Source organism: Ralstonia pickettii (assembly GCF_000607165.1).
GTDB lineage: Bacteria > Pseudomonadota > Gammaproteobacteria > Burkholderiales > Burkholderiaceae > Ralstonia > Ralstonia holmesii.
Genome location: NZ_JFZG01000004.1, coordinates 208,988 through 224,684, shown reverse-complemented (window position 1 = coordinate 224,684; position 15,697 = coordinate 208,988). Strand labels below are relative to the sequence as shown.

Sequence of the window (15,697 nt, the reverse complement as noted above, 5' to 3'; positions counted from 1 at the left end):
CCGGGCAGGCACGCACAGGCCCGAAGCCAGATGCGTGCCGGGCCCGTACGGGCTTACAGGCTGACGCGGCGGAAATCCGCCAGCACGCTGGCCAGATACGCGTTGAAGCGCGCTGCCTCCGCGCCGTCGATCACGCGGTGATCGTACGACAGCGACAGCGGCAGCGTCAGGCGCGGCACGAACTGCTTGCCGTCCCAAACGGGCTTCTGATAACCACGCGACAGGCCAAGGATGGCCACTTCCGGTGCGTTGATGATGGGCGTGAAGTTCGTGCCGCCAATACCACCCAGCGACGAGATCGAGAAGCAGCCGCCCTGCATCTGGTCCGGCTTGAGCTTGCCTTCGCGGGCCGCCTTCGACAGGTCAGCCATTTCGCGGGCGATGTCGATCAGGCCCTTCTTGTCCGCATCGCGGATCACCGGCACCATCAGCCCGTTGGGCGTATCGGCAGCAAAGCCGATGTGGAAGTACTGCTTGAAGACCAGGTTGTCGCCGTCCAGGCTCGCGTTGAAGGTCGGGAATTTCTTGAGCGCACCCACGACCGCCTTGATCACGAACGCCAGCATCGTGAACTTCACGCCGGCCTTTTCGTGGTCCTTGTTCATCTGCACGCGGAAGGCTTCCAGCTCGGTGATGTCCGCTTCGTCGTTGTTGGTGACGTGCGGAATCATGACCCAGTTGCGGTGCAGGTTCGCGCCCGAAATCTTTTTGATGCGCGACAGCGGCTTCGGATCGACCGGACCGAACTTGGTGAAGTCGACCTTCGGCCACGGCAGCAGGTTCAGCTCGCCTCCGCCGGCCGGTGCACCCGCAGCAGCCTTGCCCGGTGCCGCGGCCTGGCCGCTCATCACACCCTTGACGTAGCGCTGCACGTCTTCCTGCGTGATGCGATTCTTCGGACCCGTGCCGCCGACGAGACTCACATTGACGCCCAGCTCACGCGCGTACTTGCGCACCGAGGGGCTGGCGTGGGCCGCCTTGCCGACCGTACCGACGGTGTCGGCGGTGTACGTAGCGGGCGCTGCGGCCGGAGCAGATGCGGGCGCAGCCGCTGGGGCCGGGCTCGGTGCAGCGGCCACCGGTGCGGGTGCCGGAGCTTGTGCAGGAGCCGGAGCAGCGGCGGCACCGCCCGCGCCTTCCAGCACGACGATCAGCGTGCCTTGCGACACGGCATCGCCCACCTTCACGCGGATTTCCTTGACAGTACCTGCGGCCGGCGACGGCACATCCATCGTCGCCTTGTCCGATTCGAGCGTGATCAGCGACTGCTCGGCTTCCACCTTGTCGCCCACCTTCACGCTGATCTCGATGACCGGCACGTCGGTGTAGTCGCCGATGTCCGGCACTTTCACCTCAACCGTACCGCCACCCACAGCAGCGGGCGCGGAGGCCGGTGCTTGTGCGGCAGGTGCGGGCGCCGACGCAGCAGCGGCCGGAGCCGGTGCCGGTGCGGCTTGGGGCGCCGGGGCCGGCGCGGCAGCAGCGCCCTGCTCTTCGAGCAGCAGCACCAGCGAGCCTTCCGACACAGTGTCGCCCACCTTGATCTTCACCTCCTTGACGACGCCGCTCTTGGGCGAGGGCACGTCCATCGTCGCCTTGTCCGACTCCAGCGTGACCAGCGAATCCTCGGCGTTGACGGTATCGCCCGCCTTGACCAGCACTTCGATCACCGGGACGTCTTTGTAGTCGCCGATGTCCGGCACCTTGATTTCTACGACTTGACTCATTCTTCTGTCTCCAGAGGGTCTGGCGGCGAGAGCATCCGGCGGCGGACACGCGTTGCCCCGCAGGCTACCGCATCGTGCAGGCAAATGCACGTTGCGGGAAGTCTGTCGGGGCGGTGCCCGGCCGGACGCAACCCGCGCGCCCGGCGGCTCCGTTATACGGTCATCGGGTTGGGCTTGTTCGGATCGAGGTTGTACTTCTTCAGTGCCTCGGCCACCTTTTCGCGCGGCAGCACGCCTTCGTCGGCGAGCGCCTTGAGCGACGCGACCGTCACCCAGTAGCGGTCCACCTCGAAGAAGTGACGCAGCTTCTCGCGGGTATCCGAGCGGCCGAAGCCGTCGGTGCCCAGCACCACGTAGCGACGCGGCACAAAGGCGCGAATCTGCTCGGCGAAAGTACGAACGTAGTCGGTCGATGCGATGACCGGACCGCGTGCGTTCTTGAGCAGCTTCTCGACGTGCGACTCGCGTTGCGGCTCGGTCGGGTTGAGCAGGTTCCAGCGTGCGATGGCGTTACCTTCACGCGCCAACTGGGTGAAGCTCGGGCAACCCCACAGATCGGACTCAACACCCCAGCCCTTCTTGAGCAGCTCGGCTGCGGCAATCACTTCCCGGAAGATCGTGCCCGAGCCCAGCAGTTGCACACGCGGTGCGTTGCTGTTCTCGACACCCTTCTTGAACTGGTACATGCCCTTGATGATGTCGGCCTCGACACCCGCCGGCATTTCCGGGTGCTCGTAGTTTTCGTTCATCACCGTCAGGTAGTAATAGACGTCTTCCTGCTCGACATACATGCGGCGCAGGCCGTCTTGCATCACCACCGCCAGTTCGTACTGGAAGGTCGGGTCATACGAAATGCAGTTCGGGATGGCAGCGTGGTACACGTGCGAGTGGCCGTCTTCGTGCTGCAGGCCTTCGCCGTTCAGCGTGGTACGGCCAGCGGTGCCGCCCAGCAGGAAGCCGCGCGAGCGCATGTCGCCAGCGGCCCAGCAGAGGTCGCCGATACGCTGGATGCCGAACATCGAGTAGTAGATGTAGAACGGAATCATCGCCACGCCATGCGTCGAATACGACGTGGCGGCAGCAATCCAGTCGCACATGGCGCCGGCTTCGTTGATGCCTTCCTGCAGCACCTGACCCGTCTGCGATTCCTTGTAGAACATCAGTTGGTCATGATCCTGCGGCACGTACTTCTGGCCTTCCTGGTTCCAGATACCAATCTGGCGGAACAGACCTTCCATGCCGAACGTGCGCGACTCATCGGGCACGATGGGCACGACGTGCTTACCGACGTTCTTGTCCTTCAGCAGGATGTTCAAAATGCGCACGAAGGCCATCGTCGTGGACACTTCGCGGCCTTCACCGGTGGCCTTGAGCAGCGCGTCGAACGCGGCCAGCGCCGGAATCTGCAGCGCGTCGGCCTTCTGACGACGGGCCGGCAGGTAGCCACCCAGGTCCATGCGGGCCTTGCGCATGTATTCGAGTTCCTTCGAGCCTTCTTCGAACTTGACGTACGGGACGTGCTCGAGTTGGTCGTCGGCAACCGGAATGTTGAAGCGATCGCGCAGCTTGCGGATGGCGTCCACCGGCATTTTCTTCTGCTGGTGGGCGATGTTCATCGCTTCGCCGGCTTCGCCCATGCCATAGCCCTTGATGGTCTTGGCGAGAATGACGGTCGGCTGGCCCTTATGGTTGCTCGCCGATTGGAACGCCGCGTAGATCTTGTGCGGATCATGGCCGCCGCGGTTCAGCGCCCAGATGTCGTCGTCGGACCAGTCGGCCACCATGGCCTTCAGTTCCGGCGTGTTGAAGAAGAACTCGCGCACATAAGCGCCGCTCTTCGACTTGAAGGTCTGATATTCGCCGTCGACGCATTCCATCATGCGGCTCATCAGCAGGCCCTTCGTGTCGCGGGCGAGCAGTTGGTCCCAGCGGCTGCCCCAGATGACCTTGATGACGTTCCAGCCAGCGCCGCGGAATTCCGATTCCAGCTCTTGAATGATCTTGCCGTTGCCGCGCACGGGACCGTCAAGGCGCTGCAGGTTGCAGTTGATCACGAAGACAAGGTTGTCCAGCTTTTCACGGCCGGCCATGCCGATCGCGCCCAGCGATTCCGGCTCGTCGGTTTCGCCATCGCCCAGGAACGCCCAGACCTTGCGGTTTTCCCAGTTCTGGATCAGGCCGCGGCTGGCCAGGTACTTGGTGAAGCGCGCCTGGTAGATCGCCATGATCGGGCCCAGGCCCATCGACACGGTCGGGAACTGCCAGAAATCCGGCATCAGCCACGGGTGCGGGTACGACGAGATGCCCTTGCCGTCCACTTCCTGGCGGAAGCTGTCGAGTTGCTCCTCGCTCAGACGGCCCAGCAGGAAAGCGCGCGAGTACACGCCCGGCGCCGAGTGCCCCTGCACGAAGACCATGTCGCCGCCGTGCTTGTCCGACGGGGCGTGCCAGAAATGGTTGTAGCCGACGTCATACAGCGTGGCCGCCGAAGCGAACGACGAGATGTGGCCGCCGACGTTGGTGTCCTTGTTCGCGCGCAGCACCATCGCCATGGCGTTCCAGCGCGTATACGAGCGGATGCGGTGCTCGATTTCCTGGTTGCCGGGAATGCGGTCCTGATTCTCGACCGGGATCGTATTGATATAGGGGGTTTCTGCGTGCAGCGGAGACGTCACGCCGTTAATGCGTGCGTATTCGATCTGCTTGTCAAGGAGGAACGCCGCGCGTTGCGGGCCTTCCGCGCCGATGACGCCTTGCAGCGCCTCCAGCCATTCCTTGGTTTCCTGGGGATCAACGTCGCTGGCGCTCGTGGCACCCAGGACTTGTTCTGGTACGGCCGACATGGCGGTCTCCTTGGTAGCAGTAACGATAGTTGCGTCTCTTGTGAGGTGCCCACTGGCTACGCGCGTTTGCACACACGCAAGGGGCCACCCCGACTTTTGCGCTGATTCTATGGGCACCCGCAAACGCAGCACAAGCGGAATTTTCAAATTGCGATATGGTTTTTTATAATGTGGAATATTGCCGCAACGCAAAACAAATCACTTTTGACATTGCGGTGCAGCATTTTCCGAGCGAACAAGACAGCTCACCAATCGGTTTCCCCAAGCGACCCGCAAGTTGATTGCCGTTACACTTGGTTTTGCGCAGTTGCACAGATGCCCACTCCTTTACCTCCGCAGAATTCCGGCGTTCGTCCGCCCATCATGCTTGCCCCCTCCCACGCTTCGCAGGACCCGGCCGCCAAGTCCGAGCCGTCAACGCCTGCTGCGCCTGCGCCCATTTCCGTGAACGCGTCCGAATTGCCGTCAGACGAAATCGTGCACCCGAACATGCCCCGCCGCCTGTGGCTGACGCGCCTGGGCCGGCTGTGGACGACCAACTGGTTCATGTTCATCCCGCTGGTGGCGATCGTCCTGTTTGCCGGCGCGATGATTTTCATCCTGTATCAGTTGCACGCCACCGAGGTGCAGCAGCAGCGCGACGCCCTCTACCGTGATGCCGCCTGGGCCGAGCAGAAAGTGCGCCTGTCCCTGCAAAGCAACCAGGATCAGGTGGCCGCGCTGGCGCGCGATATCGGTGCCGCGCAGCTCGACCCGAGCGCCTACCGCGATGCTGCCCGCCAGCTTCTGCGCGAGAACCCCGAGCTGGTCTTCATCAACTGGCTGGATGCCACGCGCCGCCCGCGCTGGGCGTTTCCGTCCACCTCCGAATTCGCCGCGCGCGTGCGCGAAACACGCGACCATCCGCTCGAACCCGAAATCCAATCCGCCTACGACGCCGCCCGTGAAACGCAGCGCGCCGTCTATTCGCGCCCCATCCAGAACGAGCGCGGCGAGAGCTTCATGCTCATGGAAGTGCCGATCGTGCGGGACAACGAGTTCCTCGGCACGGTGGGCGCCATGTATTCGGTCACGGGGATCCTCACGCAACTGCTGCCGGGCGAGCTGACCGACCGCTACCGCTTCTCGCTGGTCGACAAGAACAACGTGATCCGCGCGAGCACATCGTTGCGGCCGGTGCCCAAGGCGGCCGCATCGTACGAGGTGCTGCTGGACCCGCCAGGGCATTCGCTGTCGCTGCGGGCCGAGGCGTATCCGGCACCGTCCAACCTGCCCAACAACATGCTGATGTGGCTGGTGGCAGGCTTGTCGTGCTTCGTGATCTGGAGCCTGTGGAGCGTGTGGCGCCACACCAGCCGCCGCTCCGAAGCGCAGCGCGCACTGCTGGCGGAAACGTCGTTCCGCCGCGCCATGGAAAACTCCATGGTGATCGGCATGCGCTCGCTCGACCTCAACGGCCGCATCACCTATGTGAACCCCGCGTTCTGCCGCATGATCGGCTGGACCGAAGCCGAGCTGGTCGGCCGCATGCCGCCCTTCCCGTATTGGCCGCCCAATGAGATTGGCGAGATGCAGAAGCACATCGAGCTGACCCTGCGCGGCAAGGCACCCGCCAACGGCATGGAATTGCGCATGATGCGCCGCGACGGCACGAGCTTCTATGCGCGGATGTATGTCTCGCCGCTCATCGACGCACGCGGCCGGCACACGGGTTGGATGAGCTCCATCACCGACATCACCGAGCCCAAGCGCGCCCGCGAAGACCTGGCTGCCGCGCACGACCGCTTCACCACGGTGCTGGAGAGCCTGGACGCGGCCGTATCCGTGCTCTCGACCGACAAGGCCGAGCTGCTGTTCGCCAACCGCTACTACCGCCAGCTTTTCGGCTGGGAGGCGTTCGGCCACCTGCAGCTCTCCGGCAACGACGTCAACACGGAAGACGTTTCCAGCGATGCGCTCGACTTGGTGGACGCCTACGCCGGCCTGCCCGCCTCCGAACTGACACCACACGCGGCGGACGCGCGAGAAATCTACGTGCCATCGATGCAGAAGTGGTTTGAAGTTCGGCGCCGCTACATCCAGTGGGTCGACGGCCACCTCGCGCAGATGCAGATCGCCACCGACATCACCGTGCGCAAGGCCGCTGAAGAAATGACCCGCCAGCACGAAGAACGCATCCAGTTCACCAGCCGCCTGACGACGATGGGTGAGATGGCCTCGTCGCTGGCACACGAACTGAACCAGCCGCTGGCCGCCATCAACAACTACTGCATGGGCGCGGTCGGGCGCCTGAAGTCCGGGCGGAGCACGCCGGAAGAGTTGATCCCGGTGCTGGAAAAGACCTCCGCCCAGGCCGTGCGCGCCGGCACCATCATCCAGCGTATCCGCGGCTTTGTGAAACGCAGTCAGCCGCAGCGGCGCGAATCCGACCTGCGCGATATCGTGGCCGACGCGGTAGGCCTGGCCGAACTCGAAGCCACCCGCCGCGGCATCACCATCCTCACGCGCCTGCCGGGCGATCTGCCGCATCTGTATGTCGATCCGGTGCTGATCGAGCAGGTGCTCGTCAACTTGCTCAAGAACGCCGCCGAAGCCATGGCCGCTCACCCGCGCCTGCGCGCCGCCAGCGTCCTGCGCCTGCACGCCAACCTGATCAACGACCCGGAAAATTCCGTGCTGATCGAGGTGATCGACCAGGGCCCAGGCGTGGACGACAGCACCAAGGAGCGGCTGTTCGAGCCGTTCTTCAGCACCAAATCCGACGGTATGGGCATGGGGCTGAATATCTGCCGCTCCATCATAGAATCCCACCTCGGCAGGCTTTGGGTAGAAAACAATGCCGATGGCATCGGCTGTACGTTTAAAATCATCCTGCCGCTGAATCCGCTGTAATCGTTTTTAAAACATAGAACGTAGACCGAGGACTCCTCCATGAGCACAACGCCCGCCGCAGTTGCGCCGCGCAACGAAACCGTGTTCGTCGTCGATGACGATGAAGCCATGCGTGACTCGTTGACGTGGCTGCTCGAAGGCAACGGCTACACCGTCCGCACCTACCGCAGTGCCGAAGAATTCCTGGTCGACGACAAACGTGGCGAAGGCGTTGGCTGTCTGATCCTCGACGTACGCATGCAGGGCATGAGCGGCCCCGAGCTGCAAGACCGCCTGCTGGCCGAAAACAGCCGCATGCCGATCGTTTTCGTCACGGGCCACGGCGACGTGCCGATGGCCGTGTCGACCATGAAGAAAGGCGCGGTCGACTTCATTGAAAAGCCGTTCGATGAGTCCGAACTGCGCGAGCTGGTTGAACGCATGCTCAGCAAGGCCCGCAGCGAAGACTCGGTCGCCCGCGAGCAAAAGGCCGCCAAGGACCTGCTCGGCCGCCTGACCACACGCGAGCAGCAAGTGCTGGAGCGCATCGTCGCGGGCCGCCTGAACAAGCAGATTGCCGACGATCTGGGCATTTCCATCAAGACGGTGGAAGCGCACCGCGCCAACATCATGGAAAAGCTCAACGTGAACACGGTGGCAGACCTCCTGCGCCTGGCCCTGTCGCGCAACGCCTGATTTGCCGCAGGAACGGCCAAGTGCCCATCAGGGCGATCAGGGCGGCTGGAAGGAAGGCGGCGATTTATAATCGCGGTTTGCCCTCTCCCTCCTCCGCCCAGCCATGACCGCCCAACTCATTGACGGCAACGCGCTTGCCAAACAACTCCGCGCCGAGGCCGCACAACGTGCCGCTGCCCTGACAGCGCGTGGCCACCAGCCCGGCCTCGCCGTGATCCTCGTCGGCGAAGACCCGGCCAGCCAGGTCTACGTGCGCAACAAGATCAAGGCGTGCGAAGACAACGGCTTTCTGTCCAGCTTCGACCGCTACCCCGCTGACCTGTCCGAAGCCGACCTGCTCGGCCGCATCGACGCGCTGAACCGCGACCCGCGCATCCACGGCATACTGGTCCAACTGCCGCTGCCCAAGCATATCGACAGCCACAAGGTGCTCGAAGCCATCGCGCCCGAGAAGGACGTTGACGGTTTCCACGTGGCCAATGCCGGCGCCCTGATGACCGGCGCCCCGCTGTTCCGCCCCTGCACGCCGTACGGCTGCATGAAGATGCTGGAATCGATCAACTACCCGGTGCGCGGCGCCAATGCGGTCGTGGTCGGCGCCTCGAACATCGTCGGCAAGCCGATGGCGATGCTGCTGCTGCAAGCCGGCGCCACCATCACGATCTGCAACAGCAAGACGCGCGACTTGGCCGCGCACACGCGTGAGGCCGACATCATCGTGGCCGCCGTGGGCCGCCGCAACATCATCACTGCCGACATGGTCAAGCCGGGCGCCGTCGTCATCGACGTGGGCATGAACCGCGACGATGCCGGCAAGCTGTGCGGCGACGTCGACTTTGCCGGCGTCAAGGAAGTCGCTGGCTATATCACGCCCGTACCGGGCGGTGTCGGCCCGATGACGATCACCATGCTGCTGATCAATACCCTGGAAGCCGCCGAGCGCGCTGCTGAAGGAGCCGCGCTGGCGGCGTAAGCTTCACCTTGATCCAGTTGGAAACGGAAAAAGCGTCCCCACCTCTTGGATCGGACGCTTTTTTTGTCCCCCGAATTTCTCTACCGAGCCTGCCATGACCGACATTTCGCCCAAGGTTGCCACCCCGGCCAACAATCCGCTGCTCGATTTTTCTGGTCTGCCTCGCTTTGCGGACATCCGCCCCGAACACATCACGCCGGCCGTTGACGTGCTCCTTGAGCGTGCTGCATCGGCGGTCGCGCAGGTCAAAGACCCCGCCACGCCTGTGAGCTGGAACACCGTCGTCACCGCACTGGAAGACGCGACCGAGCCGCTGGGCCGCGCCTGGGGCATCGTCAGCCACCTGAGCGCCGTCGCCGACACGCCGGAGCTGCGTGAAGCCCATGCCGCCAATCTGCCGCGCGTGACAGAGTTCTGGTCGGGGCTGGGCCAGGATCTGGAACTGTTCGAGAAGTACAAGGCGATTGCCGACAGCGCGGAATACGCCACCCTGTCGCCTGCGCGCAAGAAGCTGCTTGAGAACGAGTTGCGCGGCTTCCGCCTGGGCGGCGCGGAATTGCCCGAAGACCAGAAACCGCGTTTTGCTGCCATTCAGGAACAGCAGGCGCAACTGACCAAGGCCTTCAGCGACCACGTCCTGGATGCGACCAACGCCTACGCGCTCGTCATCGACGACGAAGCCCGCCTCGCCGGCCTGCCCGACGACGCCAAGCAGGCTGCACAGGAAGCGGCACGCCGCGACAATCCCGACGCGACCGGCTGGAAGTTCTCGCTGCATTTCCCGTCGTACTTCCCGGTGCTGCAATACGCAGACGATCGCGCGCTGCGCCGCACGCTGTACGAAGCCAACGTCACGCGCGCGTCCGAACTGGGCGCTCAGTACGGCGGCGGCAAGGCCGAGTGGGACAACACCGCCAACATGGCCGAACAGCTCACGCTGCGCACCGAAGAAGCGCACATGCTGGGCTATCGCAATTTTGGCGAAGTGTCGCTCGTGCCGAAGATGGCCGATTCGCCCGAAGACGTGCTGCGCTTCCTGGGTGAGCTGGCCGACCGCGCCCGCCCGTTTGCCGAGAAGGATTGGGAAGAACTCCAGGCATTCGCCAAGACCACGCTCGGCATCGACAAGCTCGAACCGTGGGATATGGCCTACGCGTCGGAAAAGCTGCGCGAGGCACGCTACGCATTCTCCGAGCAGGAGGTGAAGCAGTATTTCCCAGAACCTGCGGTGCTGGACGGCCTGTTCAATGTTGTGCAGACGTTGTTCTCGGTGAAAATTCAGCCGGAGGCGGCCGAGGTATGGCACCCGGACGTACGCTTCTTCCGCGTCGAATCTGCCCAGGGCGAGTTGCTCGCACAGTTCTACATCGACCTGTACGCGCGCGAAGGCAAGCGTGGCGGTGCGTGGATGGACGACGCACGCGGCCGCAAGCTGCTAGGCGAAGCGGGCGTGCAAACCCCGGTGGCTTACCTCACCTGCAACTTCTCCGGCCCGGTCGGCAACAAGCCAGCACTGTTTACCCACGACGAGGTCATCACCCTCTTCCACGAGTTTGGTCACGGCCTGCACCACATGCTCACGCAGGTGGATGAGCTGGGCGTGTCGGGCATCAACGGAGTGGAATGGGACGCGGTGGAGCTGCCGTCGCAGTTCATGGAGAACTTCTGCTGGGAATGGGAAGTACTCTCGCGCATGACGCGCCATGTGAATTCCGGCGAACCGCTGCCGCGCAAGCTGTACGACAGCATGCTCGCCGCGAAGAACTTCCAGAACGGCATGGCGACGCTGCGCCAGATCGTGTTCTCGACGTTCGACATGCACCTGCATACGGACTTCGACCCAAAGGGCACGACGTCGGTGCTGGAGCTGTCGCGCCAGATCAATAATCGCTTCCACGTGGTGCCGCAGGCCGAGCTGTCGCGCTGGCCGAATACGTTCAGCCACATCTTTGCGGGCGGCTATGCGGCCGGCTACTACAGCTACAAGTGGGCCGAGGTGCTGTCGGCAGATGCCTATGCGGCATTTGAAGAGGCCAGCAAGCTGGGCGGCTCAGTGCTCGATGCGGAAACCGGCGCACGCTATCGCCGCGAAGTGCTGGCCGTTGGTGGCAGCCGACCGGCCATCGACTCGTTCACGGCTTTCCGCGGCCGCGCACCCAGCATCGATGCACTGTTGCGCCATGGCGGCATGATGGCGGAAGCCGCGTAACGGTCTGCTGCGCCAGCCATGGAAACGCCGCTTCGTGCTAACGCCGAAGCGGCGTTGTCATTCGAGCCCGCAACGCTTGATGGCACAATATCGCACCCCTGGGCGGCGCCAAATTGCGCGCCGCCGTCATCTGCAAGGACCGAGCCCTCATGCGAGTCGCCACCTGGAACGTTAACTCTTTGAAGGTCCGCCTACCGCACGTGCTGCAATGGCTGGCTGAGCGCGAAGCCGACGCCACGCCCATCGACCTGCTCTGCCTGCAGGAACTCAAGCTGCCCGATGACCGCTATCCGCTGGCCGAGCTGGACGCCGCCGGCTATGCGTCTTTGTTCACGGGTCAGAAGACATACAATGGTGTTGCCATCCTCGCGCGCAAGGCGTCGGTGCCCGAAGGCCGCGATGTGGTGAAGAACATCCCTGGTTTTGCCGACGAGCAGCAGCGCATCGTGGCCGCCACGTATGACGTGGACGGCGGCCCGGTGCGCGTGATTTCTGCCTACATTCCGAACGGACAGGCGCTCGATTCCGACAAATTCGTCTACAAGCTGCGCTGGCTGGAAGCACTGCAGGCGTGGCTGACGAGCGAGATAGCGGCAAACCCGCGACTGATGCTGCTGGGCGATTTCAACATCGCCCCCGAAGACCGCGATGTGCACGACCCGAAAAAATGGGAAGGCCAGAATCTGGTGTCGCCGGAAGAGCGCGCGGCGTTTCGTGCAATGCAAGGCGCCGGGCTGGTCGATGCCTTCCGCATGTTCGAGCAGGAAGACAAACTGTTTTCGTGGTGGGATTACCGCATGTTTGGTTTCAAGCGCAACGCCGGCCTGCGGATCGACCACATCATGCTGTCGCCTGAACTCGCCAAGCTGTGCGAGTCGTGCCATATCGACCGCGTGCCGCGCACGTGGGAGCAGCCATCAGACCACACGCCCGTGGTCGCCGCTTTGCGCCGCGCATAAGGAGCGCCCCGCATGGCTTCTGCCTTCAAGCACCGCAACCTCCCGCATCTCCTGCTGCGTGCACGTGAGACCTTCATGGCGCGCTTTCGGCCGATCCTGCGCGAGCATGGCATTACCGAGCAGCAATGGCGCGTGCTGCGTACGCTCAACGATACCGGCGACATGGAGCCTAACCAGCTCGCCGATGCATGCCTAATCCTGAGCCCGAGCCTGACGCGCATGCTGGCGGCGATGGAACAATCCGAGATGATCGTACGCACGAAGTCGTCGGTGGACCAGCGCCGGCAGGTGATTTCGCTCACGGCCAAGAGCCGTCAGTTCCTGGCTGATGTGGAGCCACAAGTGGATGCGGAATACGCACGCATCGAAGCGCAGCTGGGCCGCGCACGCCTCGACGCGCTCTACGCGGCTATCGACGAGTCGATCCACGTCATGGAAACACACACGCCGATGGGGCGTTTCACGGGCGACGAGTAACGCCCCGTCAATACACGCTGCCAGCCAGTTGCGCCTTGGCAGCGTCCTCCCCCTTGAACGCCCGCGCCAGCTGTTCGGCGCTGCGCGCCAGCAACGTGACATCCGTCCCTACCGCAACGAAGGTCGCACCGAGCGATAGGTAGTGCTTCGCCTGCGCCTGATCCGCTGACAGAATGCCCGCCGCTTTGCCGGACGCGACGATGCGTTGAATCGCTCCGTCGATCGTCTTGCGGACTTCCGGATGCCCCGGTGCCCCCAGGTGTCCCATGGACGCCGCCAGATCACCAGGGCCAATGAAGACGCCGTCGACGCCTTGCACGGCAAGAATCGCATCGAGATGCTCCAGGCTCTCTGCGGTTTCGACCTGAATCAGCGTGCACATCTGCGCATCGGCCTGGTGAAGGTAATCGTCTACGCGGTTCCAGCGTGATGCGCGAGCCAGCGCACTGCCAACGCCGCGAATACCGTTCGGTGGATAACGCATCGCTTCGACGGCGGCACGCGCCTCGTCGGCGGTCTGGACCATTGGCACGAGCAGGGTCTGCGCGCCGATATCCAGCAGGCGCTTGATCTCGACCGAGTCGTTCCAGGCAGGCCGCACGATGGGATGCGAGGCATACGGCGCAACCGCCTGCAATTGCGCGAGCGTCGATTGCAGTTGATTCGGCGCATGCTCGTTGTCAATCAGCAGCCAGTCAAAACCAGCACCCGCGACGATCTCCGCTGGGTACGGATGCGTCATTGCGAGCCACAGGCCGATCTGCGGCCGGCGCTCGGCCAGCGCGCGCTTGAAGCTGTTCACCGGGAGTTGCATGGCGAGGACATCCTTTGAGCGTTAGAGACGGTTAGACGAAATGGCAGGCGATGCTGCCAAGCGGACCGTAGTCGCAATGGAATGTATCACCGGGCCGCGCGGGCACCGGCCGCGTGAACGAGCCACCCAGGATGACCTGCCCTGGCTCCAGCGCGACGCCGTGCGGCACCAGCTTGTTGGCCAGCCAGACGACACCGTTGGCCGGATGGTTCAGCACACCGGCCGCCACGCCCGTCTCTTCGATGACGCCGTTGCGTGAAAAGATGGCGCTGACCCAGCGCAGGTCCACATCGCGCATGCGGATGGGCCGGCCACCCATCACGACGCCAGCATTGGCCGCGTTGTCGGCGATCGTGTCGAACACCTTGCGCGGGCGCCCGCTGTCTGGATCGATCGATTGCGAGCGTGCGTCGATGATCTCCAGCGCGGGTATCACGTGGTCCACTGCGTCGTACACATCGAACAGCGTCACCTCCGGCCCCTCCAGCCGCTTGCCGAGCACGAAGGCGAGCTCCACTTCCACACGCGGCACGATGAAGCGGCTGGCGGGAATATCACTGCCCTCGGCAAAGAACATGTCGTCAAGCAGCGCGCCGTAGTCCGGCTCGTCGATCTGTGAAGACTGCTGCATCGCGCGTGACGTCAATCCGATCTTGTGGCCCTTCAGCCGCCGCCCCGCGGCCTGCTTCATCGCGACCCATTCGCGCTGGATAGCGTAGGCGTCTTCAATGGTGATGTCGGGGTGTTCAAGCGAAACCTGGCGAATCTGCTTGCGGTCGATTTCGGCCTGGTGCAAGCGGCGCGCGATCGTCTGGATGGTCGTGGTGTCGAGCATGGGTCAAGCCTTGCGAAAACGCGCGTGGATGTTGTTGTGCTTATAGCTGCCGCCCTCGTCGAACTCGGTCAACTCCATCGACAGCGCCAGATAGCGGCGCGCAAAGGCCTGCGCGAAATGTGCCTTGATCGCCTCGAACAGCGCATCGCACGCGGCCTTCTTGATCTCAGGCGTGCGGCCCGCTGCGATCTTGAGCGTGACGTGGACGAAAGCATCGTCCTCCTTGCCGTCCGCCACGCGGTAATCGGTCAGCTTGATGGCGCGCGAGCGGATACCGCCAGTGGGAAATACGCCGTTCTGCGCAATCAGCGTTTCGTTCACCGCTAGCAGCAATTGCGGGATGCGGGCGTCGTCGCCCAGGTTGTCGGTGTATTCGACGATGACATGCGGCATCGCAGCCTCCTCACATTCCGGTTGGACCACGTCCTGGCAGCGGAAAGATCGCGTTGATCTGCCCCGTGCCGGAACTGGGGAAATACTCGGTGACGACCTCGACGCCCTTGTCATAGGCATCCCAGCCAAGCAGGCCGAGCAGCATGGCCGTGTCGTGCATGCCGCCCTCGCCCTCGCACAGCGAGGCGTATTCGGGCAGCATCGCGCAGAAGGTCTTCCAGTTGCCCTGCTTCCATAGCTCGACCACGCGCAGGTCGACCTGTTTGAAGAATTCGCGGCTGATCTGATGGATGGATTCTTCGGGGCTGCCGTTGTCGTTGAAGCGGTGCGAGAGCGATCCGCTGGCGAGGAACGCGACGGTGCTGTCGCTGGCCTCGATGGCTTCGAGCAGCGCGGCGCCGAAGCGGCGGCTTTCCTCCAGTTTGTGCCACGCGCACCAGCCCGCGATCGACACAACCGTGAAGTGCTGGTCGCTGTTCATGTATCGCATTGGCACCAGCGTGCCGTATTCCAGCTCGAGGCTGTCGATTTCGTGCGCACGCGTGAACACACCGCGCGCCGTTGCCGTCTCCGCAATCAATCGACCGAGCGCCGGGTTGCCCCGATACGCATACCGCATGTCCTTGATGAAATGCGGCAGCTCGTTGCTCGTGTAGACGCCTTCGAAGCGCGCATTGCAGTTGACGTGGTAGCCGGCGTTGACCAGCCAGTGCACATCGGACACGACGATGGTGTCCACGCCCAGGTCACGGCAGCGCTGCCCGATGAGGCGGTGCCCCTCAATGGCCGCCTCGCGGCAGCCATGGTGCTTGCCCGGCAGTTCCGACAGGTACATCGACGGTACGTGGGTGATCTTCGCGGCCAAGGCCAGCTTGCCCATGGTGTCTCCTTCCGCCTTTG

At 63.6% G+C, this 15,697-nt stretch carries 12 protein-coding genes; 6 read left to right on the top strand and 6 right to left on the bottom strand.

Annotated elements, in window-relative coordinates:
• Nucleotides 1-53 precede the first annotated feature (53 nt).
• Together aceF and aceE are read right to left on the bottom strand one after the other, a co-directional pair.
• Nucleotides 54-1,727 carry a dihydrolipoyllysine-residue acetyltransferase gene (gene aceF, locus BG83_RS0104145; RefSeq protein ID WP_024975531.1) on the bottom strand — a complete coding sequence of 558 codons (1,674 nt, stop codon included), beginning with the start codon at nt 1,725-1,727 and terminating at the stop codon, nt 54-56.
• Nucleotides 1,728-1,879: 152 nt separating this feature from the next.
• Nucleotides 1,880-4,570 (bottom strand): pyruvate dehydrogenase (acetyl-transferring), homodimeric type, encoded by a 2,691-nt coding sequence (gene aceE, locus BG83_RS0104140; protein WP_024975530.1) that lies wholly within the window; start codon nt 4,568-4,570, stop codon nt 1,880-1,882.
• A 363-nt stretch (nt 4,571-4,933) separates the two neighbouring features.
• Between aceE and BG83_RS0104135 the strand changes: the two genes are divergently transcribed.
• From BG83_RS0104135 to hpaR, 6 genes are all read left to right on the top strand, one after another.
• A complete protein-coding gene (locus tag BG83_RS0104135; RefSeq protein WP_152543665.1) occupies nt 4,934-7,462 on the top strand; it encodes a PAS domain S-box protein in 2,529 nt (842 codons plus the stop codon).
• 39 nt (nt 7,463-7,501) lie between these two features.
• Nucleotides 7,502-8,137: a response regulator transcription factor gene (locus BG83_RS0104130; RefSeq protein WP_024975528.1), complete on the top strand. Its 636-nt coding sequence runs from the start codon at nt 7,502-7,504 to the stop codon at nt 8,135-8,137.
• Nucleotides 8,138-8,240: 103 nt separating this feature from the next.
• Complete coding sequence (gene folD / locus BG83_RS0104125) at nt 8,241-9,110, top strand: bifunctional methylenetetrahydrofolate dehydrogenase/methenyltetrahydrofolate cyclohydrolase FolD (protein ID WP_009240794.1); 870 nt, start codon at nt 8,241-8,243, stop codon at nt 9,108-9,110.
• A 94-nt stretch (nt 9,111-9,204) separates the two neighbouring features.
• Nucleotides 9,205-11,319 (top strand): M3 family metallopeptidase, encoded by a 2,115-nt coding sequence (locus tag BG83_RS0104120; RefSeq protein ID WP_024975527.1) that lies wholly within the window; start codon nt 9,205-9,207, stop codon nt 11,317-11,319.
• 149 nt (nt 11,320-11,468) lie between these two features.
• Complete coding sequence (xth, locus tag BG83_RS0104115) at nt 11,469-12,278, top strand: exodeoxyribonuclease III (protein ID WP_024975526.1); 810 nt, start codon at nt 11,469-11,471, stop codon at nt 12,276-12,278.
• Between the two features lie 12 nt (nt 12,279-12,290).
• The gene (hpaR, locus tag BG83_RS0104110) at nt 12,291-12,755 is read left to right on the top strand and encodes a homoprotocatechuate degradation operon regulator HpaR (RefSeq protein ID WP_024975525.1); all 465 of its coding nucleotides are present in this window, start codon (nt 12,291-12,293) and stop codon (nt 12,753-12,755) included.
• 7 nt (nt 12,756-12,762) lie between these two features.
• Here hpaR and hpaI read toward each other — a convergent pair whose 3' ends face one another.
• The 4 genes from hpaI to hpaD are packed head-to-tail and all read right to left on the bottom strand — an operon-like array spanning nt 12,763 to nt 15,677.
• Complete coding sequence (gene hpaI, locus BG83_RS0104105) at nt 12,763-13,569, bottom strand: 4-hydroxy-2-oxoheptanedioate aldolase (RefSeq protein ID WP_024975524.1); 807 nt, start codon at nt 13,567-13,569, stop codon at nt 12,763-12,765.
• A 31-nt stretch (nt 13,570-13,600) separates the two neighbouring features.
• Nucleotides 13,601-14,404 carry a 2-oxo-hept-4-ene-1,7-dioate hydratase gene (gene hpaH / locus BG83_RS0104100; RefSeq protein WP_024975523.1) on the bottom strand — a complete coding sequence of 268 codons (804 nt, stop codon included), beginning with the start codon at nt 14,402-14,404 and terminating at the stop codon, nt 13,601-13,603.
• Between the two features lie 3 nt (nt 14,405-14,407).
• Entirely contained in the window at nt 14,408-14,797 is a 390-nt protein-coding gene (locus tag BG83_RS0104095; RefSeq protein WP_024975522.1) for a 5-carboxymethyl-2-hydroxymuconate Delta-isomerase, read from the bottom strand.
• 10 nt (nt 14,798-14,807) lie between these two features.
• Nucleotides 14,808-15,677, bottom strand: a complete 870-nt coding sequence (gene hpaD / locus BG83_RS0104090; RefSeq protein WP_024975521.1) for a 3,4-dihydroxyphenylacetate 2,3-dioxygenase — start codon at nt 15,675-15,677, stop codon at nt 14,808-14,810.
• Nucleotides 15,678-15,697: the final 20 nt, after the last annotated feature.

Coding starts and splice junctions, on each gene's coding strand:
- aceF (WP_024975531.1), bottom strand. CDS start 1,727: ATGAGTCAAGTCGTAGAAATCAAGGTGCCGGACATCGGCGACTACAAA.
- aceE (WP_024975530.1), bottom strand. CDS start 4,570: ATGTCGGCCGTACCAGAACAAGTCCTGGGTGCCACGAGCGCCAGCGAC.
- BG83_RS0104135 (WP_152543665.1), top strand. CDS start 4,934: ATGCTTGCCCCCTCCCACGCTTCGCAGGACCCGGCCGCCAAGTCCGAG.
- BG83_RS0104130 (WP_024975528.1), top strand. CDS start 7,502: ATGAGCACAACGCCCGCCGCAGTTGCGCCGCGCAACGAAACCGTGTTC.
- folD (WP_009240794.1), top strand. CDS start 8,241: ATGACCGCCCAACTCATTGACGGCAACGCGCTTGCCAAACAACTCCGC.
- BG83_RS0104120 (WP_024975527.1), top strand. CDS start 9,205: ATGACCGACATTTCGCCCAAGGTTGCCACCCCGGCCAACAATCCGCTG.
- xth (WP_024975526.1), top strand. CDS start 11,469: ATGCGAGTCGCCACCTGGAACGTTAACTCTTTGAAGGTCCGCCTACCG.
- hpaR (WP_024975525.1), top strand. CDS start 12,291: ATGGCTTCTGCCTTCAAGCACCGCAACCTCCCGCATCTCCTGCTGCGT.
- hpaI (WP_024975524.1), bottom strand. CDS start 13,569: ATGCAACTCCCGGTGAACAGCTTCAAGCGCGCGCTGGCCGAGCGCCGG.
- hpaH (WP_024975523.1), bottom strand. CDS start 14,404: ATGCTCGACACCACGACCATCCAGACGATCGCGCGCCGCTTGCACCAG.
- BG83_RS0104095 (WP_024975522.1), bottom strand. CDS start 14,797: ATGCCGCATGTCATCGTCGAATACACCGACAACCTGGGCGACGACGCC.
- hpaD (WP_024975521.1), bottom strand. CDS start 15,677: ATGGGCAAGCTGGCCTTGGCCGCGAAGATCACCCACGTACCGTCGATG.